The sequence below is a fragment of the Flavobacterium sp. AC274 genome, assembly GCF_979258275.1.
The window spans coordinates 5480014-5503915 of sequence record NZ_OZ409852.1 but is presented as its reverse complement, the minus strand read 5'-3'; the positions used below and the strand labels follow the sequence as shown (position 1 = coordinate 5503915).

Annotated in this window: 21 protein-coding genes, 1 tRNA gene, 1 pseudogene and 1 riboswitch; of the genes and pseudogenes, 9 read left to right on the top strand and 14 right to left on the bottom strand. The window is 33.1% G+C overall.

The window, feature by feature from the left end; all coding sequences use genetic code 11:
* Positions 1-34: 34 nt before the first annotated feature.
* From thiS to ACZZZT_RS24800, 5 genes are all read right to left on the bottom strand, one after another.
* Entirely contained in the window at positions 35-241 is a 207-nt protein-coding gene (gene thiS, locus ACZZZT_RS24820) for a sulfur carrier protein ThiS (RefSeq protein WP_463462288.1), read from the bottom strand.
* An 85-nt stretch (positions 242-326) separates the two neighbouring features.
* Positions 327-425: riboswitch (TPP riboswitch) on the bottom strand.
* Between the two features lie 89 nt (positions 426-514).
* Positions 515-1075 carry a DNA-3-methyladenine glycosylase I gene (locus ACZZZT_RS24815; RefSeq protein WP_463462287.1) on the bottom strand — a complete coding sequence of 187 codons (561 nt, stop codon included), beginning with the start codon at positions 1073-1075 and terminating at the stop codon, positions 515-517.
* 74 nt (positions 1076-1149) lie between these two features.
* Positions 1150-1593, bottom strand: a complete 444-nt coding sequence (locus ACZZZT_RS24810) for a lipocalin family protein (protein WP_463462286.1) — start codon at positions 1591-1593, stop codon at positions 1150-1152.
* Positions 1594-1860: 267 nt separating this feature from the next.
* Positions 1861-2514: a hypothetical protein gene (locus tag ACZZZT_RS24805; RefSeq protein WP_463462285.1), complete on the bottom strand. Its 654-nt coding sequence runs from the start codon at positions 2512-2514 to the stop codon at positions 1861-1863.
* Between the two features lie 14 nt (positions 2515-2528).
* Entirely contained in the window at positions 2529-3200 is a 672-nt protein-coding gene (locus ACZZZT_RS24800) for a queuosine precursor transporter (RefSeq protein WP_463462284.1), read from the bottom strand.
* Positions 3201-3397: 197 nt separating this feature from the next.
* Here ACZZZT_RS24800 and ACZZZT_RS24795 point away from each other — a divergent pair, with 197 nt between their 5' ends.
* Positions 3398-5485 carry a M3 family metallopeptidase gene (locus ACZZZT_RS24795; protein ID WP_463462283.1) on the top strand — a complete coding sequence of 696 codons (2088 nt, stop codon included), beginning with the start codon at positions 3398-3400 and terminating at the stop codon, positions 5483-5485.
* Positions 5486-5554: 69 nt separating this feature from the next.
* Here ACZZZT_RS24795 and tsf read toward each other — a convergent pair whose 3' ends face one another.
* The 6 genes from tsf to ACZZZT_RS24765 all read right to left on the bottom strand — a co-directional run bounded on the left by tsf (position 5555) and on the right by ACZZZT_RS24765 (position 10246).
* The gene (tsf, locus tag ACZZZT_RS24790) at positions 5555-6517 is read right to left on the bottom strand and encodes a translation elongation factor Ts (protein ID WP_042566257.1); all 963 of its coding nucleotides are present in this window, start codon (positions 6515-6517) and stop codon (positions 5555-5557) included.
* A gap of 138 nt (positions 6518-6655) precedes the next feature.
* Positions 6656-7453 carry a 30S ribosomal protein S2 gene (rpsB, locus tag ACZZZT_RS24785; protein WP_042566258.1) on the bottom strand — a complete coding sequence of 266 codons (798 nt, stop codon included), beginning with the start codon at positions 7451-7453 and terminating at the stop codon, positions 6656-6658.
* A 173-nt stretch (positions 7454-7626) separates the two neighbouring features.
* Complete coding sequence (gene rpsI / locus ACZZZT_RS24780; protein WP_007808909.1) at positions 7627-8013, bottom strand: 30S ribosomal protein S9; 387 nt, start codon at positions 8011-8013, stop codon at positions 7627-7629.
* Entirely contained in the window at positions 8013-8468 is a 456-nt protein-coding gene (rplM, locus tag ACZZZT_RS24775) for a 50S ribosomal protein L13 (RefSeq protein WP_026983738.1), read from the bottom strand. The genes rpsI and rplM overlap by 1 nt, the downstream gene beginning before the upstream one ends.
* A 192-nt stretch (positions 8469-8660) precedes the next feature.
* Positions 8661-9473 (bottom strand): ferritin-like domain-containing protein, encoded by an 813-nt coding sequence (locus ACZZZT_RS24770; RefSeq protein WP_463462282.1) that lies wholly within the window; start codon positions 9471-9473, stop codon positions 8661-8663.
* A 26-nt stretch (positions 9474-9499) separates the two neighbouring features.
* Positions 9500-10246 (bottom strand): ferritin-like domain-containing protein, encoded by a 747-nt coding sequence (locus ACZZZT_RS24765; RefSeq protein ID WP_463462281.1) that lies wholly within the window; start codon positions 10244-10246, stop codon positions 9500-9502.
* Between the two features lie 194 nt (positions 10247-10440).
* Between ACZZZT_RS24765 and ACZZZT_RS24760 the strand changes: the two genes are divergently transcribed.
* Positions 10441-11469 (top strand): LacI family DNA-binding transcriptional regulator, encoded by a 1029-nt coding sequence (locus tag ACZZZT_RS24760; RefSeq protein WP_042566261.1) that lies wholly within the window; start codon positions 10441-10443, stop codon positions 11467-11469.
* 90 nt (positions 11470-11559) lie between these two features.
* Here ACZZZT_RS24760 and polA read toward each other — a convergent pair whose 3' ends face one another.
* Complete coding sequence (polA, locus tag ACZZZT_RS24755) at positions 11560-14400, bottom strand: DNA polymerase I (RefSeq protein ID WP_463462280.1); 2841 nt, start codon at positions 14398-14400, stop codon at positions 11560-11562.
* 305 nt (positions 14401-14705) lie between these two features.
* Here polA and ACZZZT_RS24750 point away from each other — a divergent pair, with 305 nt between their 5' ends.
* From ACZZZT_RS24750 to ACZZZT_RS24725, 6 genes are all read left to right on the top strand, one after another.
* Positions 14706-14915 (top strand): hypothetical protein, encoded by a 210-nt coding sequence (locus tag ACZZZT_RS24750; protein ID WP_463462279.1) that lies wholly within the window; start codon positions 14706-14708, stop codon positions 14913-14915.
* A gap of 426 nt (positions 14916-15341) precedes the next feature.
* Entirely contained in the window at positions 15342-16016 is a 675-nt protein-coding gene (locus tag ACZZZT_RS24745) for a response regulator transcription factor (protein WP_042566264.1), read from the top strand.
* 10 nt (positions 16017-16026) lie between these two features.
* The gene (locus tag ACZZZT_RS24740; RefSeq protein WP_463462278.1) at positions 16027-17364 is read left to right on the top strand and encodes a sensor histidine kinase; all 1338 of its coding nucleotides are present in this window, start codon (positions 16027-16029) and stop codon (positions 17362-17364) included.
* A gap of 106 nt (positions 17365-17470) precedes the next feature.
* Positions 17471-17674, top strand: a complete 204-nt coding sequence (locus ACZZZT_RS24735; protein ID WP_042566265.1) for a hypothetical protein — start codon at positions 17471-17473, stop codon at positions 17672-17674.
* 194 nt (positions 17675-17868) lie between these two features.
* Positions 17869-19104: a metallophosphoesterase gene (locus tag ACZZZT_RS24730; protein ID WP_042566266.1), complete on the top strand. Its 1236-nt coding sequence runs from the start codon at positions 17869-17871 to the stop codon at positions 19102-19104.
* A 71-nt stretch (positions 19105-19175) separates the two neighbouring features.
* Positions 19176-19478, top strand: coding sequence for a thioredoxin family protein (locus ACZZZT_RS24725; RefSeq protein WP_042566267.1), 303 nt, complete (start codon positions 19176-19178; stop codon positions 19476-19478).
* A 22-nt stretch (positions 19479-19500) separates the two neighbouring features.
* On the opposite strand, the pseudogene ACZZZT_RS24720 reads toward ACZZZT_RS24725, so the two are convergent.
* Both ACZZZT_RS24720 and ACZZZT_RS24715 read right to left on the bottom strand, forming a co-directional pair.
* Positions 19501-20138: pseudogene (locus ACZZZT_RS24720) on the bottom strand (polysaccharide deacetylase family protein).
* Positions 20139-20233: 95 nt separating this feature from the next.
* On the bottom strand, positions 20234-23515 hold the full coding sequence (locus ACZZZT_RS24715) for a glycosyltransferase family 117 protein (RefSeq protein WP_302094589.1): 3282 nt from the start codon (positions 23513-23515) through the stop codon (positions 20234-20236).
* Positions 23516-23758: 243 nt separating this feature from the next.
* On the opposite strand from ACZZZT_RS24715, the gene ACZZZT_RS24710 reads away from it, so the two are divergent.
* Positions 23759-23829 (top strand) — tRNA-Gln (locus tag ACZZZT_RS24710).
* Positions 23830-23902: the final 73 nt, after the last annotated feature.

Below are 23902 nucleotides of genomic sequence, written 5' to 3'. Positions count from 1 at the left end.
TGGAATTTGGAATTTAATTTTTGGAATTTAATCCTTAACCTCCCTGAGTAGCAGAAATAATCAAAATTTCGTCAGTTTCGGATACAAAATGTTGGTTCCAATTAATTTTTGGAACAATAGTATTGTTAATAGCAACGGCAATTCCGTTTTGTTTGTTTGGAATCTCGAGATCGAGCAATGATTGAACGCTTAGCGATTCAGCATTGAATTTTTTGATTTGTTGGTTGATTTTTAGTTCCATTCCTTTTGAATTTAGAGATTACTGAAACACACTATTGTGCGTTTCTACTCTAGGAATGGCTACAATTACGCATGAAAATGCGCGCAGAAGTCATCTTACTTTTCCCTACGCTAGTATGAACTAGATCAGGTTCAGAGGGTAAAATCTCAGCCTGCTTTTTTAGCAGACACCCCTAAAGTGTGAAGCAAATATATGTAATTTTTGTTTAAAAGTTTCAAGTTTCAGTTTTCAGGTTGTGAAAAATTAAAAACTGTGACTGAAAATCGAGACTGTTTACTGGTTTCTTTTCCAGCAATTTTCGGCGTGATCATTGACCATTCCGGTAGCTTGCATATGTGCATAAACAACAGTTGAGCCCACAAATTTAAAACCTCTTTTTTTTAAATCTTTACTAATTTCGTCCGAAAGTGGAGTAGTGGCTGGAACATCTTTTGAGGTTTTTGGATGATTTATAATCGGTTTTCCGTTAGTAAATTTCCAGATGTAGTTAGAGAAAGTGCCAAATTCTTCCTGTACTTTCATAAAGGCCTGTGCATTTGAAACTGCGGCCTTTATTTTAAGTTTATTTCTGATGATTCCGGTATTTTGTAGCAATTTTTCGATTTTGTCTTCAGAATAAATAGCTATTTTTTTGTAATCAAAATGATCAAAAGCATTTCTGAAATTTTCTCTTTTGTTTAAAATTGTAATCCAGCTTAATCCTGCCTGAAAAGTCTCCAAAATTAAAAATTCGAATAAAGTTGGATCGTCGTAAACCGGAACGCCCCATTCCTCGTCATGGTATTTTTTATATAAATCGCTGGCGTTACACCACCCACATCTTATCGGTTCCATTTTTTATTTCAAATGTATAAAAAAACCTCAAATCAATTAAGATTTGAGGTTTTTTTAAAGATTTTGTAATAGTATTATTTTCTTTCGTAAAGTGTGATAAGAACCATAGTATTATTATCGTCGATTTTTTCAGTAGTTTTTAACTTTAAAGAAGAGTTATTTATTTCTAAAACTTCTTCTGTGTATACATCAGTTTCTCCATCATAAGTTGTTGTTAAAACTTTGTCTTTTAATGTCCAAGTTCCTTTATCAGTTGAAGCATTACACTTGTCATTATAGAATTCATAAGAAGTATCAGAAAATTTTCCATCAGCTGTGTACTCAATAATATCGTTTTCACACTTACCGTCGTTTGGAATAGCAACTAATAATTCTTTACCATCTACAATAGATCCCATTTTTACAGGAGTCCATTTTCCTTCAATTGATGCGTTATTTTCATCATCATCACTGCTACAAGATGTTACTGCTAATCCTAATGTCAATACAGACAAAAATAAAATGCTTAATTTTTTCATTTTGGTGGGTTTTTAATTGTTAATTTTTTGGCAAAAATAGAATCTTTTTTAAAAAAATTAACATAATATAACAGGTTTTTTCTCGTTTATTTCACATTTTTATGTAATGTATTGATAAAGAGCTTACTTGTTAAAAATACCTTTTTTTATACTGTAAAAATGATCTTGTTAAAATCGAAAATATTTTGCTTTGTCTAATTCAGACCAAAAAGAAAAGCGAATAAGGAGAATGATATTTGAGCATAAATTTAGAATGATTTAAGGTTATTATTTTCCAATTTCCCAGTGATATCCTTTTACCTTTGGAATGTAAGCGGAATTACCAATAATCACCAAATCATTATAGATTTTTCTATTGTATTTTATGCCGATAGCTTTGCCGGAAGTGTACATTTTATTAGCAACAAACTTAATTTTCATACGACCGTCACTCAGCTTAGCATCTGAGATTTTTTCAATAAACCAGGTCGAATGCCATTTTAGTGCAATTTCATCTTCGGCAGTTTTGGTAACACTTTTCACCAGTTTTACTGCATCTTCTGGGATTTCAAAATTGTGAATTAAGTCTTTTTGTGTCAGGGTTTCACCAATTTCAGCCCCAGAAAGAATTTTACGAATATTAACAAAACTTATTAATTGATTATTTGATTCGTTGTTTATTGCGTCTGCAATGTTTTTCTTTTCAGTCGCTGAACTATCAATTAGTTTATTAGGAAATAATACTTTTTTGGTATTAGTAATATTATGTTTGTTTTTAATAGATGTGCTAATAGTTATGGTGTCTGAAGAAATAGTTTCAGAAATAGGTTTTAAAGAATTTACAGGATACAGCTTTTTTTCCGGCTGTTTTTTTTCGTCGTTACCACAGCTGGAAAAGCAATATACTATAGAGAAAAATATAATTATAATGTATTTTTTCATTGTGGTAATTCGTCTTATAGTTCTTGAGAATGATTTTCATCATCTTCACCTAAATATTTTTTAATTAAATGATGACCTGCATAAATTAACGGAGTAAGTAAAACGGCTACTGATAATTTGAAAATATATCCAGTTAGTCCTGATGAAATAAAAGTATCAAAATCAATTTTTCCAGGTAACCAGAAAGCAATTCCAAGAACAATAAATGAATCGAATAATTGAGAAATTACGGTTGATCCTGTTGTTCTAAGCCATATCTTTTTTTCTCCGGTTCGTCTTTTAAAAAACCAAAAAATCCAAACGTCAATTAATTGAGATGCAATAAATGCTACTAAACTACCTACGATAATCCACATACTTTGCCCAAAAACTGCCTGAAATTGTTCATCATTTACCGGACTTATTCCTTTTGCAGCCGGAATTACGATTGCCATAAACAATATCAAAAAGGCATATGCAATTAAACAGGCTGTTATAAAAGAAAGTTTTTTAACTCCTTTTTCTCCGAAATATTCATTAATTAAATCTGTAGTAAGAAAAACAATTGGCCAGGGTAAAATACCAATACTCATTACAAATGGTCCAATCTGAATTAATTTTCCTCCAATAAGCTCTGCAACAACGGCGTTGGTAATAAATATTCCGGCAAGAATTACAAATACAATTTCTTTTTTGGTTTTAAACATACTATTTCGGGTAAATTATTTTTCAAATTTAAGGTATTTCTATTTAAATTATTGTTTGAACTAATAAAATTAAAAGATCAAATTGAGCGTAATAAAATTGTAAATTTGGGTTAATAATTTATTATAAATGCATTTAAAATGGACAATATTGTGCTTTAATAGATTATTTTTTATGAATAAAAATCATGTTATTTCTTATGACTACAACAACTTTTAACGCTACAGAAGGATCTTTTCAGAATCCATTACTTCAAAAATGGTCAGGTCCTTATGGAGGAGTACCTTCTTTTGATAAATATAGAGTTTCAGATTTCCAACCGGCAATAGAGTTTGCTATTCAGGAAAATTTAAATGAATTAGATGCTATTGCGAATAATTTAGAAACACCAACTTTTAAGAACACAATAGCAGCACTTGAAAATTCAGGAAAAACCATTGCCAGAATCAATGCTGTGTATGGAATATATAGTTCTAATATTTTTACAAAAGAATTTGGAATTGTAGAAACAGAAATGTCACCGAAGTTATCAGCTTTGAGTGATAAAATGTACCAAAATAATAGACTTTTCTCTCGTATTGAAACTTTGTACAATGCAAAAGACAAAGAAAAACTAAATAGCGAGCAACAGCGCTTGGTTTGGCTGTATTATACAAATTTTGTTCGTGAAGGCGCAAAATTAAACCATGACGATAAAATAAAAGTGGCTGGGATCAATCAGGAATTGGCAACGCTTTTTACAAGATTCAGTCAAAATTTATTGGCAGAAGAAAATAGTCAATATGTAGTTTTAGAAACTCACGCTGATTTTGAAGGTTTGCCTGTCGAAATAAAAAATGCTGCTATTGCCGAAGCAAAAGAAAGAAATATTGATGCTTTAGGATGTGTTGCAAATACGCGTTCTTCAATCGAACCGTTTTTGACATTTTCAACCAGAAGAGATTTAAGAAAGAAAGCTTTTGATATTTTTGTTAAAAGAGGTGACAATGGAAATGAAAATGACAATAATGAAACGTTGATCTCCATTTTAAAATTACGTGCTCAAAAGGCGAAATTGTTAGGATTTAGTTCATTTGCAGAATGGAGTTTGTCTAATAAAATGGCAAAAGACCCTGCAAAAACACTTGACTTAATGAATTCAGTTTGGAAACCGGCAGTCGAAAAAGTACAGCAGGATGTTGCCGAAATGCAAAAAATGGTAAATGCAGAAGGTGGCGATTTTAAAATTCAGCCTTGGGATTATCGCTATTATGCCGAAAGAGTTAGAAAAGCAAAATATGATTTAGATCAGAATGAAGTTAAACAATATTTGCAACTTGAAAACTTGCGTGAAGCTATGTTTTGGGTTGCAGGTGAATTGTTTAATTTAAGTTTTAAACAAATTACCGATGTGTCTGTTTTTCATCCGGATGTGCGTGTTTGGGAAGTAAGAAATAAAGTCACAGATAAGGCAGTTGGTTTGTGGTATTTTGATCCTTACGCGCGAGTTGGAAAACGTTCTGGTGCCTGGATGGATTCTTGTCGCGATCAGGAGAAGTTGGATGCAGATGTTCTGCCAATCGTATCTAACAATTGTAATTTTATTAAAGGAAACGAAAATGAAGCTGTTTTAATTTCCTGGGATGATGCCACAACTTTATTTCATGAATTTGGTCATGCGCTACACGGATTATGTTCTAATGTAACTTATCCAAGTTTGGCAGGAACGGCAGTTGCAAGGGATTATGTTGAATTCCCTTCGCAGTTATTAGAACATTGGCTTGCGACACCAGAGGTGTTGAATAAGTTTGCTCTGCATTATAAAACCAATGAACCATTACCACAATCAATGGTTGACAGAATAGAACAAGTGGCAAATTTTAACGAAGGCTTTGCAACGGTTGAGACAATATCAAGCTCTTTTGTTGATATGGAACTGCATTTAACAACTGAGACTATTGATCCTGATAAATTTGAAAAAGAAACATTAGAAAAGCTCAATATGCCATCAGAAATTGTGATGCGTCACAGAATTCCACAATTTGCACATATTTTTTCCGGAGATGGATATGCGGCCGGTTATTATAGTTATTTATGGGCAGATGTGATAAATGCAGATGCTTATGAAGCTTTTATGGAAGGTAAAGGGCCTTATGATAAAGAAGTTGCAAAAAGACTTTATGATACAGTTTTTAGTGTTGGAAATACTCTGGACAATGAAACAGGATACGAGAATTTTAGAGGAAGAGCGCCAAAATCTGATGCGCTGATGCGAGCGAGAAATTTTCCAATTACAGAAAAAATTTAATAAACATTGCTAAATAAAAAAGCCCGAATAAATTAATATTCGGGCTTTTTATATTGAAATAATAATATATTAACCTAAAGTAACTCTTTTGAAACCTGTAATTTCAACATTGAATCCTTTAACATAATCACCAACTTTTTTACTATCATCTTTGATGAAGTTTTGATCTAGTAAAGCTTTTTCCTGATCTAAAGTAGTGTTGTCAGAGATGAAACGTTGAACTTTTCCTGGAATAATTTTATCCCAAATTTGCTCTGGTTTGCCTTCAGCTTTTAATTCAGCTTTAGCATCTTCTTCAGCTTGTTTTAAAACTTCTTCAGTCAATTGAGAGAAAGAAATATATTTAGGAACATTTTTTAAAGTTTTTCCTAAACGTTTTGCTTCTTCATTATCCTTTTCGATTACAGCAATACGAGCAGCAAGTTCAGATTCAACGAAAGCAGGATCAAAATCTTTGTAAGATAATGTATCAGCTCCCATAGAAGCAACTTGCATAGAAACATCTTTAGTTAAAACGTCAGCATTAGGAATTGCAGCAGAAATTGCAGTTAATGCAGCAATTTTGTTAACGTGAACATAAGATCCAACGAAAGCACCTTCTAAAATTTCAAAACCACCGATTTCGATTTTTTCACCGATAACACCAGTTTGCTCGATTAATTTTTCAGCAACAGTAATTCCGTTGAAATCTGAAGCTAAAAATTCTTCTTTAGAAGAAAAGTTAATAGCTCTTTCTACTAATTCTTTAGCCAAAGTTACGAAAGCCTCATTTTTACCTACGAAATCTGTTTCGCAGTTTAAAGTGATGATAGCTCCTTTAGTTTTGTCAGCATTGATAAAAGAAACAGCAGCTCCTTCAGAAGACTCACGGTCAGAACGGTTAGCAGCAACTTTTTGTCCTTTTTCTCTAAGGTTTTGTATAGCTTTATCGAAATCTCCATCAGCTTCAACTAAAGCTTTTTTACAGTCCATCATTCCGGCACCTGTAGTTTGTCTTAATTTATTTACGTCTGCAGCAGTAATTGTTGCCATAATATTTTGAATTTTAATGTTAAAAGTAAAAATTCCATCTTTTAAATTCTAAACTCCAATTTTATTAAATTATCAACATAACGTTTTTAATTTTGTATTTGGATTTTAGAATTTAAAATTTGGAATTTAAAATTTGATTTATTCTTCAGTTGCAGGAGCAGCAGCTTCAACAGCTGGTGCAGCCTCTGCAGCAGGAGCAGCTTCAGCAGCAGCTTCTTCTGTAAATACTTCAGTTTCTTTATCAGAACCTCTGTCAGAAAGACCATCGATTACAGCAGCAGTTACTAAAGATAAAATTTTGTCAATTGATTTAGAAGCATCATCATTTGCAGGAATAACGTAATCAACCTCTCTTGGGTCAGAATTCGTATCAACCATTGCGAAAACTGGAATGTTTAATTTTTGTGCTTCTTTTATTGCGATGTGTTCAGCTTTGATATCTACTACGAACAATGCTGCAGGTAGTCTAGACATATCAGCGATTGAACCTAAGTTTTTCTCTAATTTAGCACGTAGACGATCAACTTGCAAACGCTCTTTTTTAGATAACGTCATGAAAGTACCATCTTTCTTCATTTTATCAATAGAAGACATTTTTTTAACTGCCTTTCTGATAGTTACAAAGTTAGTTAGCATTCCACCAGGCCATCTTTCAGTGATGTAAGGCATGTTTGCAGCCTTTGCTTTTTCAGCAACGATGTCTTTAGCTTGTTTTTTGGTAGCTACGAATAAGATTTTTCTACCTGATGCAGCGATTTTTTTCAAAGCTTCGTTAGCTTCTTCAATTTTTGCTGCAGTTTTATATAGATTGATAATGTGAATACCATTACGCTCCATATAAATGTAAGGGGCCATGTTTGGATCCCATTTTCTAGTCATGTGTCCGAAGTGAACACCTGCTTCTAGTAAGTCTTTTACTTCTATTTTGTTTGCCATTTTTGTACTAGTTTACGTTCTGTTGATTAGCAATGTATAAATGGCGGTTTCCCAGGCTTTATACATTTAGATGCTAAACTATTTCCTACCTCGATAGGAGAGCAACAACAACTGTGTTTTTTAATTTCAATAAATTGATGATGTCTTGTACCATATGCACAAGACAGGTAATATTAACGTTTAGAGAATTGGAATCTCTTACGAGCTTTCTTCTGACCGAATTTCTTACGTTCAACCATTCTTGGATCTCTTGTTAATAAACCTTCTGGTTTAAGGATGGCTCTGTTTTCAGCATTTACTTCACACATAACGCGTGCCAATGCCATTCTTACAGCTTCTGCCTGACCAGTTGAACCACCTCCGTAAACGTTTACTTTTACGTCAAAGTTGTTTACATTTTCTGTCATAGACATTGGTTGTAAAACTTTGTATTGTAAAGTTGCAGTTGGAAAGTAAGTTGCGAATTCTTTTTTGTTTACAGTGATTTTTCCTGTTCCTTCAGAAACATATACACGTGCAACAGCGGTTTTTCTTCTACCGATTTTGTGAATAACTCCCATTACTTAAGATCGTTTAGGTTAACAGTTCTAGGTTTTTGAGCTCCGTGAGTATGCTCAGCACCTACAACAACATTTAGATTTCTAAAAAGTTCAGCTCCTAATTTGTTTTTAGGTAACATTCCTTTTACAGCTTTTTCTACTAATAATGCAGGATTTTTAGATTGCAATACTTTAGCAGTTAAAGTTCTTTGTCCTCCTGGGTAACCTGTATGACGCATGTAAATTTTGTCATTCATTTTTGTACCTGTAAGGTTAATTTTTTCTGAGTTGATAACAATTACGTTATCTCCACAGTCAACGTGTGGTGTGTAACTTGGCTTGTACTTACCTCTTAAGATCATCGCAACCTTTGAAGCAAGACGACCTAAGTTATGACCTTCAGCGTCAACAACAATCCACTCTTTTGTTACAGTGGCTTTGCTAGCTGAAATTGTCTTGTAGCTTAATGCGTCCATAATATTATTTTAATTAAACATTCCATCCCCAATAAAGGGGATGCAAAAGTACAATTAATTATTTTAAAACCAAATACCTGAAAAGATTATTTTATCTACTGAAAATCAGGGCATCAGTTTTTTATTTAAAACAATAAAAAAAACCACCTTCACAATAACGCGAAGGTGGTTCAATATTTAGAATTATTTTTCTTAAACAATAAATAAATTAGCAATATCAACTACTTGTTGTGTTGCAAGTGGTTCATCATAAGCTTCTGATCCGGCGGCAGCTCCAAATAACGTAGCGGTATTATAACCTGCCTGTACCGTAACGCCTTCGCCAGCGTAAACTGCCTGAGTTGCTTCTGGCATTCCTACACCTCTTTCATCATTAGAAATCCATCCTTTTAATCCGCGTAAGCGTCGTACTTCTGATGCGTGACGAGCTTCTACAGAGTGTATTTGTAATGCTGCAGTTAATAAGTCAGGTGTTGTAATTAAATTTCCGGCCTGACCTTTATAGGCTCTTACTCCGGTGTCTTCAAAGGCTTGTGCCAATGCTAAAAAGGTTGGATAATCACCAAATGGATCAAATGTTCCGCCAACAGTGAAATCAAAAGTAGGTTTCGGAACAAAATTAGCACTCATGGTACCGCCCAATCCTGCAATTAAAAAAGATACGTGATCTGCTTCGTGTGCTGCAATTTGCTGGAAAACTTTTAAATCGCGTCCGCCATTTTCTGATGCAGGAATTACTCCTAAATCTAAGGCCATTGCGTAAAATTCGTTTTCAAGATATTCTAAAGTCAGTGCAAATTGCAAAGCTCCAATAGGAGTTGCAGGAGTTGCAGTAATGTCTTTTGCTAATGCTTTATTTGCCATTGCAGATAATCCGAAAGGAATTGATGCATATGCCAATGTTTTTCCTATGTTTCCAAACTGCGAAAAACTGTCTCTGCGAGAACCAGTTCTTGTCATTAAACTATCGTCAGTGAAGGTTTCTATAAATTTTAAAATATTCATAATTTCTAAGTTTTAGCTAGTTAAGATTAAGGTAAATATTTGGCAGTAAATTTTGTAGTAATAAATCCTCCTGCGATAGGCAGAATTTTAGAAGGATCCTGAGCAACATCTAATCCTGTTGATGTGTTAATAATATCATCACCGGCAAAATCTTTAGAATTTGGATTAATCAAACTTCTGATCGCTGAAGCGTGTCTTGCTTCAACAGAAACAATTTTCCCAGCCAATACTAAATAGTCAGGGCTTTTAATTAATTTTCCCGCTCCGTTATAAGCAGCCACTCCGGTATCTTCTAGTGCTTTTGCAGTAGCAAGAACTTCGGTACGGCTGTTAAAATTTAGAGCGCCATAATTAAAAGCCAGAGAAGGAAGTAATTGTGAACTTGGATCAGGTAGCGCTCCGCTTAAAGCCGCTTTGAAAAAATCTCTGTGAATTACTTCATGATGATACAAGTCAGTCAAAACCTGACGCTCTGTATCATTAAAAGTTGCATTGAAACTTGTAGCATTTACAACTTTAGTATAAAAATCTGCTTCAAGCTGTTCTAAAGCATAAGCATAAGTTAGTACGCCAAAATCTCCCGATCCTAAATCGAAAACACCATTTCTAATTCCTGGCAATGAAGTGTCATCCATTTCTTCATCGTTATCATTATCGCTGCATCCAGCCAAAACCAAACCTGCGGTAACTAATGTTAAGCCACTGAGCTTAAGAAAGCTCCTTCTGTTATTCAATGAAGGATCTACTTCATGAATTTTAACTTCGTTTTTCATAATTAAAGGTTTTTTAATAAGTTAATAACATGTATTAAGTTATTAACGAAATTTTAGGAAGTGCGGTTTTATAAAATCAATCATTTTTAGTTTTATTTTGAAAAGGGCTTATAATTTGAAATAGTAATAGGTGTTTTTTGTTTTATTTTCGGTAATTCTACTATATTTGTATCAATTACATAAACATTTATTAGATGAAAGCTAAAGCAACTCTAAAACAAATTGCGAAAGAACTAGGTGTTTCTGTGTCGACTGTGTCTAAAGCATTGAATGACAGTCCGGAAATCAGTGAGCAAACGAAGGTGAAGATTAAGGAGTATGCCAAACTCAAAAATTATAAGCCGAATGTTATTGGTCTGAATTTGAAGAATCGTAAAACCAAAACTATTGGGGTAATTATACCTAATATATTAAACTCCTTTTTTGCAAAGGTTTTTAGTGGTATCGAAAAAGTAGCGGATAAAAAAGGATATAATGTAATTACATGTATTTCGAATGAATCTTTAGAAAAAGAAATTCATACACTTGAAATGCTGAGCAACGGAACAATTGACGGATTTATTCTTTCTGTCTCTGAAGAAGCTCAGAAATTACAAGATTACAGTCATTTTTCTGCTATTATTAATGACGGAACGCCAATTGTAATGTTTGACAGAATTGCAGATGAAGTAGAATGTGATAAAGTTGTAGTTGATGATTTTGATTCGGCTTTAAATTCAACACAGCATTTAATTAATTTAGGATGTAAAAACATTGCCTTAATTTCTTCTGTAGATAATTTAAGTGTTGGGAAATTGAGAGCTGATGGATATTTAAAAGCTTTAAAAGACAACAATATTCCGGTAAACGAAAAAATTATCCTTCGTACCGATTCTGAAGATGATATGAAAGCTAAAATTGATGGATTGTTTGATCATAAAATCGATGCCATTTTTGCTTTGGATGAAAATGATTCGGTTGCTGCATTAAGAGTAAGTTTGAAAAAAGGTTTCAGAGTTCCCGAAGATATTTCGATAATAGGATTTGCTGATGGAATTTTAGCATCAAGACGTTTATCGCCAAGTTTGACAACAATTAGCCAACACGGAATTGAAATTGGAGAAGTTGCTGCTAAACAATTAATCAAACGTTTAGAAGAAAAAGAAGATGAAACTTCAGATTATGAAACTATCGTTATCAAAACAAAATTGAAGGAACGAGAGTCGACTAGAAAAGTTAAATAAACAAAAAAACATAAAAAAAGACTGCCCTTTCGGACAGTCTTTTTTCGTTTTTGTCATTTCTGACAAGATTGTAGTTAAATCTAAAATTTCTTAATGCGCAGCCAGCCAGTCTTTACCCAAACCAAGTTCAACTTCTAAAGGAACAGCCATTATAAAAGCATTTTCCATTTCGTGTTTAATCATAGGTTGGATTTTTTCGAGTTCATCGTTGTGAACATCGAACACAAGCTCATCATGTACCTGAAGCAGCATCTTAGATTTCCAGTTTTCTTCTGTCAATTTTTTATGAATGTTGATCATCGCGATTTTAATGACATCGGCAGCACTTCCCTGAATTGGTGCGTTAACCGCATTTCGTTCAGCGGCACTTCTCACAACGGCATTTGCCGAGTTAATGTCTTTTAAATATCTGCGACGGCCTAAAATGGTTTGTACATAACCTTTTTCACGTGCAAATTCTATCTGCTCATTAATATAAGATCTTAATCTTGGATATGTTTTATAATACGCTTCGATCAAAGCAGCACTTTCGCTTCTTGATAACGAAGTTTGATTACTTAATCCGAAAGCAGAAACACCGTATATAATCCCGAAGTTTACTGTTTTGGCATTGCTTCTTTGTTCGCGTGAAACTTCTTCTAACGGAACATCAAAAACTTTTGCAGCGGTGGCTTTATGAATATCTTCTCCATCCTGAAAAGCCTTAATCATATTTTCTTCACCACTTAAAGCGGCGATAATTCTTAATTCTATTTGTGAGTAATCGGCAGAAATTAAAGTGTGGTTTTCATCACGAGCTACAAACGCTTTACGAATCTGACGGCCTCTTTCGGTACGAATCGGAATATTTTGTAAGTTCGGATTATTAGAACTCAAACGTCCCGTTGCGGCAACAGTTTGCATATAATCGGTATGAACGCGCAATGTCTTTTTATCTACTTGTTCTGGCAAAGCCAAAATATAAGTGCTTTGTAATTTCACCATTTGACGCCAATCCAGAATTTCTTTTACAATCGGGTTGTCGTTGGCCAAATATGTCAAAACTTCTTCACCGGTTGCATATTGTCCTGTTTTGGTTTTCTTTTGTTTTGCGCCGCCAATTTTTAATTTGTCAAATAAAATATCACCCAATTGTTTCGGTGAGGCCAAATTGAATTTCTCGCCCGCAGTTTCGTATATTTTCTCTTCTAAAGATTTGATTTCAATCTCCATTTCTTTAGACATGATACTTAAAAACTCCGTATCTAAACGAATTCCTTCGGTTTCCATTGCAGCTAAAACACTTACTAACGGAATTTCGATTTCATTAAATAATTTTTTGGTTTCGGTTTTATCTAATTCTGTTGTAAAAATTTCTTTAAGTTGTAAAGTAACATCAGCATCTTCTGCAGCATATTCCTTAATATCTTCAAGAGGAACCTGGCGCATCGAAATTTGATTTTTTCCTTTTTTACCAATTAAGGTTTCAATAGATTTTGGCGAATATTTCAAATAGGTTTCTGCCAAAATATCCATATTATGACGCATATCCGGATTAATCAAATAATGCGCGATCATCGTATCAAAAAGTTTTCCTTTTACGGTAACGCCATAATTAGAAAGTATTTTTAAGTCGTATTTTAAATTCTGACCAATTTTTTCGATGTTTTCATTCTCAAAAAACGGTTTAAATTTATCCACTAAAATCTGTGCTTCTTCCTGGTTTTCCGGAAACGGAACATAAAAAGCTTTTCCTTTTTCATAAGAAAATGACATTCCAACCAATTCTGCGTGCAATGCGTCTAAACCAGTTGTTTCTGTATCAAAACAAACGGAAGTCTGCTTTTGTAAATTTTGTAAAAGCAATTTTATTCCCAAATCACCTTCAATAGCCTGATAAGAATGCGTTGTATTTTCTAAAGTATTGTAAAAGGAAGTTCTTTCTTCAGTTTCTGCGTCTATAGTTGCACCGCCTCCAAACAGATCAAACTGATCTTCGTTTTTAGGTTGTGGTTTTTTATATAATTTGGCTTCGTCACCTTTGTTGGCTAATTCATTTCCACCGCCAATTTTAAATAAATTGTCAAATTGTTCGGCCATTCTTCTAAATTCCAATTCCTGAAAAATAGCATCTGTTTTTTCAATATCCGGGCGAGAAAGTTCGTAGTCATTCTCATTAAAAACAACATCGCAGTCACATATAATAGTAGCCAATTTTTTAGATAAAATTCCTTTTTCTTTATTGGCTTCGATGTTTTCTTTCATTTTACCTTTCAGCAAATGTGTGTTTTCCAAAAGATTTTCCATCGTACCAAATTCTTTCAGGAATTTTTTAGCAGTAACTTCTCCAACTCCCGGCAGTCCCGGAATGTTATCGACAGCATCTCCCATCATTCCAAGAAAGTCAATTACCTGATCTGGTCTTTCGATTTCAAATTTTGCTAAAACTTCGGGAACTCCCCAAATTTCGATACCATTTCCCATACGGGCTGGTTTGTACATGAATATGTTTTCTGAAACTAATTGTGCAAAATCCTTATCGGGAGTAACCATAAAAACTTTGTAGTTCTCTTTTTCGGCTTGTTTGGCAATGGTTCCAATTAAATCATCGGCTTCACAACCTTCTATTTCAATAATCGGAATATGCATGGCTCTTAATAAGTCCTGAATATACGGAATCGCAATTTTAATCGCCTCAGGTGTTGCATCACGATTCGCTTTGTATTCAACAAACATTTCGGTTCTCACATGACTTCCGCCTTTATCAAAAGCGACAGCTAAATGATCCGGTTTTTCACGTTTTATAACATCTAAAAGCGAATTCATAAATCCCATGATCGCTGATGTATCCATTCCTTTTGAGTTAATTCGCGGGTTTTTTATAAAGGCATAATATCCACGAAAAATTAATGCATAAGCATCGAGAAGAAAAAGACGTTTTTGAGTTGACATAAAAAAATATTAGTCTGTAAAAATAAACAATTGGGTTCTCAAAAATTAGACTAATAAGAATTTTTTTCACCATATAAGTTCATTTAATTTTAATAACGTAATGTTAGACACACTGCAGTGCGTCTCTACAATAATACGCGTCTCTACTAATATTGACTTATATAACTTATATGGTGGGAAACTACACAAACCGTTAATGTCTCGTTAAAATATTCACGGGAGCTATTTTCTTCATTTTCTCTTCATTTTACAGAGGTAAATTTGATCTGTAAAATAAAAGTAATAATTTTTAAATAATAGAAATCATGAGAAATTTATTGATGTTATTAGTAGCAGTTTTAGGAACAAGTGTGATGGTAAGTGCATTTCCTGCAAAAGGAAAAGAAACTCCGGTGAAAGAAATTAAAGCAACAAAACACCCAAAAACCAAAGCTGAGAAAAAAGCAAAATCTGAGAAAAAAGCAACAGCAAAATCTGAAACTGCTAAATCGGAATCTGCAAAAGCAAGTAAATAGTATTTTTTTTGTTTTGCTATCGAAGAATTGTAAGGGCAGCAAAACAGAAAGGATAATTATGGAGAGAGCTGATAGAGAAATTTATCAGCTTTTTTTTGATTCGTTAATTTTTTAATAATTGGCAACCGCACTTTTTATATTTGCTTAATTTTAGTTGCTCTTAGAACAGATTAATTCTAAAACCTGTAGAGAGAAAAAACACCACGGAGAACGCGAAGTTTTTAAATATACTAAGTTTAGTAAAATCACAAAGTTCACAAAGCTTTGGAAACTTAGATTGTGTAAACACAACTTAAATCTTAGTAAATCTCTGTGAATCCCGATAGTTATCGGGATTGAGTTCTCTGCGGTAAAAAATAATTAGGGAGTATAAAATTTTTAATGTTTCTCATAACATTTAGCGTTAATCCCTTAGAACATCGGCTTATGAATATTTTAATTGTTGAAGATAATAAAGAACTTGCTGCAGAAGTTTACGACTTTTTGTGCAACACGGGTTATATATGCAAAATTGCAAATACATGCGCTGATGCTTTGGAAGAAATCAACAGCAACGATTATGATGCGATGCTGCTCGATCTTGGTTTGCCTGACGGAGATGGTTTTGAGGTTTTAAAAACTGTTAGAAAATCAAAATCTAAAATAGCGGTAATTGTTATTACGGCACGCGGAGAACTCGACGACAGAATTAATGGGCTCCATCTTGGGGCCGATGATTATTTGACAAAACCATTTGCTTTGACAGAACTTAGCGCCAGAATATTTGCTGTAATCCGTAGAATACATGGTTTTACTTTGAATGATTTACTGATACATGGATTTTCAATGCAATTGCAGGATTATAAAGTAAGCTACGATTCGATTCCAATTAATTTGACGAAAAAAGAGTTTGATATTTTTCAGTATTTGGTTCTGAATAAAAACCGGGTAATTACAAGATTACAGCTTACAGAGCATATTTGGGGAGATATTCTCGAAGTCAATTCTGATTCTAATTTTATTGATGTTCATGTTCGAAATCTTCGAAAAAAACTCGACAAACATACTGCTATAGATTGGTTCGAAACCGTACGAAATGTGGGTTATCGTATAAACGAATAAATAAACGGCTATGAAAATAAAACATCAACTTGCTATTTTTAATGCACTAACGCGTTTGTTGGTGATTTTGGTTTTATGGTTGATGTTGCCGATTTTAGTTCAGAATGTAGTTTACAAACACATTAATAACGGATTGCTGGAAAAGAAGAAAAAATTCATTGATCATTTAAACCAAAATGAAATTAATGATTTTATCGAAAACGAAGGTGATTCTACCGAAACGTATTCTCAGTTTTCTACCTTACACAGTGAGTTTTTGGTTTTGTCGAGAACTTCTGTTAAACCAAAACAAAAGAAAACCACTTTTAGCAACGATTTCCGAATTATTGAAGGTGAAGAAAGTGAATATAGAATTCTTCGCCATCATTTTACTTATGAAAATCAGGATTATCAGCTCGAAATTGGCAGTAGTCTTAGCGAAGTAAATGATCTTACGTTTATTATCAAGCTGTTTATTATTATTGTTTTGGTGGTTATTCTTCTGGTCACTTTTTTGGCAGATACTTTTTATATTGAATACTTGCTTAAACCTTTCTATAAAATTATCGATACTAAAATAAGGCGTGTAAACGAACCCGAAGCGTTTGATTATACACCTATAAATGCCAAGTCGAGAGATTTTAGAGAATTAGATTTGGTTTTAAATCAAATGATGGACCGCATTGGAATTGTTTTCAAAAAAGAAAAACAATTTATTTCGAATGTTTCTCATGAACTGCTTACGCCAATTGCTTTGCTAAAAAACAAATTGGAGAACTTACTTCAAAATGATTCTATGGATGATAATGCAATTGATAAAATTGCAAGTTCACTCAAAACATTGGATATGCTCAAAAAAATCATTAATAATTTATTGTTGATTTCCAGAATCGAAAACAATCAATATGAAGCCAATGAAAATATTGATTTTAATGAAATCATTAATGGTTTATACGAAGATTTGCAGGATCGAATTGAAGATAAAGGTTTGCAGTTTGAAAATGCGATTCAGCACGATTTTCATTTTACTGGAAATAAAACACTAATTCATATTTTGTTGTATAATTTGGTAACCAATGCGATAAAATACAATCGCGAAAATGGAAATGTCAAAGTTAGCGACGGATTTTCAAATCAAAATTACTTCTTATCTATTTCTGATTCCGGAATTGGAATGGATGAATCTCAACTAGAACGTATATTCAATCGTTTTACCCGTATTAGCTCAGATCAGGACGGACAGGGTTTAGGTCTTGCTATTGCAGAAAGTATTGCCGTTTTTCATCACATCGAAATTAAAGTTACTTCGACTTTAAATCATGGAACGACGTTTTTATTATTGTTTCCAAATGTTGTAAAAGCCAATTAAATGTTAATTGTTTTAGTAAGATAATTTCTTCATTTTGTCTTCATTTAGCGATTATATCTTTGGCTTATAAATAATGAAACAATAATAATCATAAAAACTTTAAGTCATGAAAAAATTAGTAATGTTAGCTGTAGCAATCTTAGGAACAACAGCAATGGTAAACGCTCAAACTACTCCAGCTCAAACTACTCCAACAAAAGAAGTTAAAGCTACAAAACATTCAAAAAAGAAAGCAGAAAAAGCAGATAAAAAAGCTGAAGCTGCAAAAACAGAAGCTGCAAAGCCAGAAACTGCAAAAGCTAAAAAATAACGATTGATTTTCATTTTGGGTTCATAAATTGTTGGTTTGGTTTATGAAATTAGTTGACAATGATAATTTTTAGTCAGAGAAAGAGCTGTTAGAGAAATCTATCAGCTTTTTTGTTTCTTTTTTGAGTTAAAATTTTGATAATAAAAAGCAATAAAATTTTCATTCTTTGTTACTTTGCTTAAAACTATACCTACATGATAATTCGTTTTGTTATTCTTTGTGCTCTTTTTTTATTTATTGAGTTCTATTCTTATCAAGCCTTTCGTACCCTAATCAAATTAAGATGGGTTTTGATCAGTTATCAAGTTATAAGCTTACTTATTTTACTCTTTATAATTTATTCTTTTTCGCAAGTAGATCGTTCTGTTGGTCAAACCAGACAGTTCATGTTTACTACAGGTTTGATGTTGCTGGTTTATGTCCCAAAAATTGTTCTGACATTGGTAATGTTTGGAGAAGATATTTTTAGAGTAGGGGCAAGTATCCTGAATTATTTTATTTATAATGCTCCAAGAAAAGAAATGATGCCGGACAGACGAAAGTTTATCAGTCAGATTGCTTTAGGACTTGCTGCCGTACCATTTTTATCTTTAATTTACGGAATTTTTGAAGGAAAATATAATTTCAAGGTATTCAAACAAACGATCTTTTTTCCTGATTTGCCGGATGCTTTTGATGGATTTAAAATCACTCAGATTTCAGATGTTCATAGTGGGAGTTTTGATAATCCTGAAAAAATAAATTATGCCATTGATTTGATTAATCAACAAGAATCGGATATAATTTTGTTTACCGGAGATATTGTAAATACACACGCTGTAGAAATGAATCCGTGGTTAACGGCTTTTAATAGAATAAAAGAGTATAAATATGGTAAGTTTTCAGTTTTAGGAAATCATGATTACGGAGAATATGTGACATGGCCTTCTGAAAAAGAAAAAGATGAAAATTTTCAGGCTATTAAAAGTCTTTACGGGCAAATAGGTTTTAAACTTTTATTAAACGAACATACTTACATTCAAAAAGGCGATGATAAAATTGCAATTATTGGTGTTGAAAACTGGGGTGTGAATTTTAAGAAAGCAGGTGATTTAAATAAAGCTTCGCAAAATGTTCATCAGGACGATTTTAAAGTTTTAATGAGTCATGATCCAAGTCATTGGGAGGCAGAGATTAAAGAACATCCTAAAAATTTCCACTTAACATTATCAGGACATACGCATGGAATGCAATTTGGAATTGAAATTCCGGGATATTTTAAATGGAGTCTGGCTCAATACATCTATAAACAATGGGCGGGCCTTTATGAAAATGTAGGAAGATATGTTTATGTAAACCGCGGTTTTGGATTTCATGCCTATCCGGGACGTGTTGGTATCATGCCGGAAATAACGGTTATTGAACTAAAAAAAGGCAACAATGTGGCTTAATTCGTTAAAAATGCTACATTTGTATTAATTATCTCTTTTTAAAAGATTAAAAGAATTAAATTTTTGGTTTTATGTCAAAATTTGGAGAACTTATAAATGCTCAAGTTCCGGTGTTAATCGATTTTTACACCGATTGGAACGAATCATCTGTATCTATGCATCCTGTTATTAAAGATGTTGCGGCTGCGCTTGGCGATAAAGCCAAAGTGATTAAAATTGATGTAGATAAGAATCAGGAGCTGGCTGAAGCATTACGTATTAAAGGACTTCCTACTTTAATGATTTATAAAGAAGGACAAATGATCTGGAGACAATCTGGAGAACTTGATGCGAATACTATTATAGGAATCGTTCAGGATCAATTTAGCGTATAAAGGAAACCCTCCTTGAAGGATATTAGTGAATAATATCAAAAGCAAATCCGTTTTCTTTTAAAAAATGCAGTGTTTTAGGTAACGCAAATTTTAAATTTTGTGAAGCTTTAATACTGTCATGAAATACAATTACACTTCCTGATTTTACATTTTTAGTAACGTTTTCAAGACATTTCTCAGGTGTAATGCTTTGATCAAAGTCGGCACTCAAAACATCCCACATTATTATTTTATAGCCCAAATTTCGCAAAATCTTAGATTGCTCTTTTTTGATTTTCCCGTAAGGTGGACGAAATATAAATGTTTTTTCTTTTTCTCTTCTTCTAAAATAGCAGCACAATTTTTTACATTCTCTATATAATCATTCGTATGGCTTTTCCATCCATTAACGTGATTCATAGTGTGGTTTCCTATTGAATGCCCTTCTTTAATTAGTTTTTCAAATAAGGATAAATTGGCTTTTATGTTTTTTCCAATGCAGAAAAAAGTTGCTTTTGCATCAAATTTTTTCAATTCAGATAAAACCCAATCGGTAATTTCAGGAGTAGGGCCATCATCAAAAGTAAGGTAGATTTTCTTTTCATTGTTCGGAATATCCCAACAATATTTAGAAAATACCCTTTTTATAAATGAATTAGTTTTTACCCAATAAAAGCTCATTTTGAAAATATTTTAGATATATGTAAAAATAAAAAATGTAGCGCTATTTTTCAATAATGCTACATTTTTTTAATTAATATGTTTTTCGTATCTTATTATTCTTTTTCTCTGCCAAAGCGTTCGAAAATATTTACATAAGTGTTAAAAGTTGCTTTATGTTTTTCATAGAAAGCCGAGTCTTTGTTTTCTTTCATCACCTGTAACAAGCTTCTGTAGCGCTCAATATCTGTAATGATATCAATTGCCAAATCAGATTGGTCTCCGGCAGTTAAAGTTTTATAATAATCTAAGTTCTCTCTGTATTTTTGAACTAGTTTATCAAGTAAATCATGTGCTTTTGCTGTTTCTCCTACTTTATAATATCCTCCGGCAAAAGGCTCTACTAATGAATAGTAACCAAATTTATCTAAAGGCATTTTTGTCATGGCCAAATTGATAATGTTTTTAGCTTTATCAATTTTTCCTTCTTCGATAAGTTTATACATTAAACGCGACAGGTTTGTGCGGTATGTAATGCTATTTCTTCTTGTTTCAGGATCGTGATAGATTTTTTCGCTTTCGCTGTTACCCCAATCCCATTTCATTACAATGTCGTACATTTTATCAGCATCAATTTGTCCCATGTCCATAGGTCCGCCATCTTTAGAAGGCGTATTTTTAACTGGAACTAATTTGTAGACCATTCCGTCTAGTTGTAAATAATCTTTCAGCCATAAATAATCTTCATCATCAAAAGCACCTCCGCTAAAATAAATAGGACGCTTCCAGTTGTTATTCGCTAAGATATCCAACATCATTAAGCGGTTTTTGTAGATCGCGCTTCCTTTGATATCAATATCCATATAAGGAACAATAGAATCGTTGTATTTAGGGTTGACAACTTTATTTTTGATGATTAAAGCTTTGTCAACATTTACTCTGATTTTATTTGTTGGATAAAAGTGAATCGTTTGTCCGTTTTGTAAACCAACAGTCGATTTAGGATTCTTAATAAAACTAATGAAGTCATTAATATTCCAACGAGTTTCTATTTTTGGTATATGAGCCACATAATCCAGTTTGTCACCCACATATTCTGCATGCGTAAATGAAATAGGTAATGGATCGGATTCATACGATTTGGCTTTCATTTGATCGATATACCAATCTGTCATAAATAAACTCGTATTTACGATTTTTACGTCGGTTCTAAAATGCTCAATTTCCTGCGCATACCATAACGGGAAAGTATCATTGTCTCCAATGGTAAATAAAATAGCATCTTTGTCGCAAGAATCCAGGTAAGCTTTTGCCATTGCAACTGCCGTGCGTTTGTTAGATCTGTCGTGATCATCCCAGTTTTGAGATGCCATTAAAATCGGTGCTGCCAATAAACTTCCCGCAATAATAATTGGACCTGCAATTCTTGGGGCTACATATTTTTGAATGCTTTCGTATAAAGAATAAACCCCAAAGCCTATCCAGATTGCAAATACATAAAATGATCCTACAAGAGCATAATCTCTTTCACGAGGCTCAAAAGGTCTTTCGTTTAAGTATATTTTTAAAGCAATTCCAGTAAATAAAAACAATGCTAAAAGCACATAAAAACTTTTAAGATCTTTATTTGCATGGTACATTAAACCAATAAGTCCAAGAATAAATGGCAGGAAGAAATAAACATTTCTTCCTTTGTTATTTAAAACATCTGAAGGCAAATTATCCTGAGACCCAAGATGTACAGAGTCCAGAGGTTTAATTCCGCTAATCCAGTTTCCGTCAAGATTGTCATATTTTCCCTGAACGTCACTTTGGCGTCCAACAAAATTCCACATTAAATATCTCCAGTACATATATCCAAATTGATATTCAATCATGAAACTGAAATTATCAGCAGTAGTTGGTTTTTCGATGATTAAATAATCACCGTAACTTTTAAGGAATTTTACATAACCTTCGTTGTCAATTTGTTTTTGGGCATAAGCTCTTCTAAATTCAGAAACTGTTTTCTCAACTTCATTGCGTAATTGTGCAGTAGCTTTATTGTACTCTTCTTCGCTTAATTGGCTGGCGTCAATTCCGTATTTTGCCAAATCATCTTCATAAGGATAATTAGGATTTATTTTGAATTGAGGAGGATTTGTAAAATTGATATAGTTTTGAATGTGTCCGGTTTCGGTACTCCACATTCTTGGCAGAATCGTTTTTTGATTATCATCAGTATTCTGCTCTGCATTTTTATAATTATTGGTAATGATGTATTTACCTGTTTTATAATCTCTTTCGTAGTTTGGTTTTTTGTCTAAATAAGGCGTTTTTGCATCTAAACCAGCAAATACTTCTGTGTATTGTGGTCCGTAAAACAATGGATTGACACCATATTGTTCACGATTATAATATGCTAAAACCTCTGTAGCATCTGATGGTTTATTTTCGTTAATTACAGTATTGGCATTAGCACGAACCGGCAGCATCATCCAGGTAGAGAAACCTATTAGGATAAAAAGAATGCAAAGAATGATAGTGTTATAGAAAACCAGTCCTTTTTCTTTGGTGAATTTTAATCCAAAATAAAAGAATGCAATAAAAAGTAAACCAACAAAAATAGTTCCTGAGTTAAATGGTAGTCCCATACTGTTTACCATGAATATTTCGGTTTTACCGAAAAAAGCCATTGTTAACGGAAGTAGCAATTTGAATATAAACAACAAAATAGCAATTACAACAGCGTTTGCAATAATGAAATTTTTGATCGTAACTTTTTCGTAGTGTTTAAAATAGTAAAGAAAACCAATTGCAGGAATGGTTAATAGTGCCATAAAGTGAACTCCAAAAGAAAGTCCGATAACAAGTGAAATGATTAATAACCATTTGTTTCCTTTAGGTTCGTCCATATCTTGTTCCCAACGTAATCCAAGCCAAAAAAGCAATGCGATTAATAAGGAAGCCATGGCATAAACTTCGGCTTCAACAGCGTTGAACCAAAAACTGTCAGAGAATGTATAGGCAAGGGCCCCAACAAAAGAACTTCCCAAAATAACAACTGAATTGTTTTTGTCAATTTCTGCAAATCGTGCAATGATTTTTTTCAAAATCATTGATGAAGACCAAAACATGAACAAAATTGTAAATGCGCTAGAAAATACAGACATCATATTTACCATCACCGCCACATGCTCTTTATCTATAGCAAACATGGCAAAAAAGGCACCCATCATTTGAAATAAAGGCGCTCCGGGAGGGTGGCCAACTTCCAGTTTAGCGGCTGTAGCAATATATTCGCCACAATCCCAAAAACTCATGGTGGGTTCAACAGTTAGTGTGTAGGTAATTAAAGCGATTGCAAATGCAAACCAACCAATAATTGTATTCCATTTATTGAAATTGAATTGTGCCATATTTAGGTGTTAAAATTTTGTATGTTTTCTATCCTACAAAGAAAATGTTTTTTTGTGTAAAGAAACGACCATTAACAAAAAATTCTACAAAACTATTTGTTTAAAGTAACGTATTGTTTGTGAAATACTTGCGATGATATTAAAGATTTGGAAGAAAAAAAGGATAAAAAAATGATTTTTTTCATCAAAAAGTTTGCGCAAACTAAAAAAAGCTTTAAATTTGCACTCGCTTAACAGCATTGCTGGTCTATGGTGTAATGGTAACACAACTGTTTTTGGTGCAGTCTTTCAAGGTTCGAGTCCTTGTAGACCAACATAAAAGCCTCTCAATCGAGAGGCTTTTTTTATGGAATAAACTTAAGGATTTGTTGAGATAAGTAATTTTCA

Bases quoted from the DNA above. Each gene is read 5' to 3' on its own strand.
- ACZZZT_RS24795 (WP_463462283.1), top strand. From the start codon at position 3,398: ATGACTACAACAACTTTTAACGCTACAGAAGGATCTTTTCAGAATCCA.
- rplM (WP_026983738.1), bottom strand. From the start codon at position 8,468: ATGGACGCATTAAGCTACAAGACAATTTCAGCTAGCAAAGCCACTGTA.
- ACZZZT_RS24745 (WP_042566264.1), top strand. From the start codon at position 15,342: ATGAATATTTTAATTGTTGAAGATAATAAAGAACTTGCTGCAGAAGTT.
- ACZZZT_RS24760 (WP_042566261.1), top strand. From the start codon at position 10,441: ATGAAAGCTAAAGCAACTCTAAAACAAATTGCGAAAGAACTAGGTGTT.
- ACZZZT_RS24715 (WP_302094589.1), bottom strand. From the start codon at position 23,515: ATGGCACAATTCAATTTCAATAAATGGAATACAATTATTGGTTGGTTT.
- ACZZZT_RS24765 (WP_463462281.1), bottom strand. From the start codon at position 10,246: ATGAAAAACGAAGTTAAAATTCATGAAGTAGATCCTTCATTGAATAAC.
- ACZZZT_RS24735 (WP_042566265.1), top strand. From the start codon at position 17,471: ATGAAAAAATTAGTAATGTTAGCTGTAGCAATCTTAGGAACAACAGCA.
- ACZZZT_RS24805 (WP_463462285.1), bottom strand. From the start codon at position 2,514: ATGAAAAAATACATTATAATTATATTTTTCTCTATAGTATATTGCTTT.
- rpsI (WP_007808909.1), bottom strand. From the start codon at position 8,013: ATGGGAGTTATTCACAAAATCGGTAGAAGAAAAACCGCTGTTGCACGT.
- ACZZZT_RS24730 (WP_042566266.1), top strand. From the start codon at position 17,869: ATGATAATTCGTTTTGTTATTCTTTGTGCTCTTTTTTTATTTATTGAG.
- ACZZZT_RS24800 (WP_463462284.1), bottom strand. From the start codon at position 3,200: ATGTTTAAAACCAAAAAAGAAATTGTATTTGTAATTCTTGCCGGAATA.
- ACZZZT_RS24815 (WP_463462287.1), bottom strand. From the start codon at position 1,075: ATGGAACCGATAAGATGTGGGTGGTGTAACGCCAGCGATTTATATAAA.
- polA (WP_463462280.1), bottom strand. From the start codon at position 14,400: ATGTCAACTCAAAAACGTCTTTTTCTTCTCGATGCTTATGCATTAATT.
- ACZZZT_RS24810 (WP_463462286.1), bottom strand. From the start codon at position 1,593: ATGAAAAAATTAAGCATTTTATTTTTGTCTGTATTGACATTAGGATTA.
- ACZZZT_RS24725 (WP_042566267.1), top strand. From the start codon at position 19,176: ATGTCAAAATTTGGAGAACTTATAAATGCTCAAGTTCCGGTGTTAATC.
- tsf (WP_042566257.1), bottom strand. From the start codon at position 6,517: ATGGCAACAATTACTGCTGCAGACGTAAATAAATTAAGACAAACTACA.
- ACZZZT_RS24740 (WP_463462278.1), top strand. From the start codon at position 16,027: ATGAAAATAAAACATCAACTTGCTATTTTTAATGCACTAACGCGTTTG.
- ACZZZT_RS24770 (WP_463462282.1), bottom strand. From the start codon at position 9,473: ATGAATATTTTAAAATTTATAGAAACCTTCACTGACGATAGTTTAATG.
- ACZZZT_RS24750 (WP_463462279.1), top strand. From the start codon at position 14,706: ATGAGAAATTTATTGATGTTATTAGTAGCAGTTTTAGGAACAAGTGTG.
- thiS (WP_463462288.1), bottom strand. From the start codon at position 241: ATGGAACTAAAAATCAACCAACAAATCAAAAAATTCAATGCTGAATCG.
- rpsB (WP_042566258.1), bottom strand. From the start codon at position 7,453: ATGGCAAACAAAATAGAAGTAAAAGACTTACTAGAAGCAGGTGTTCAC.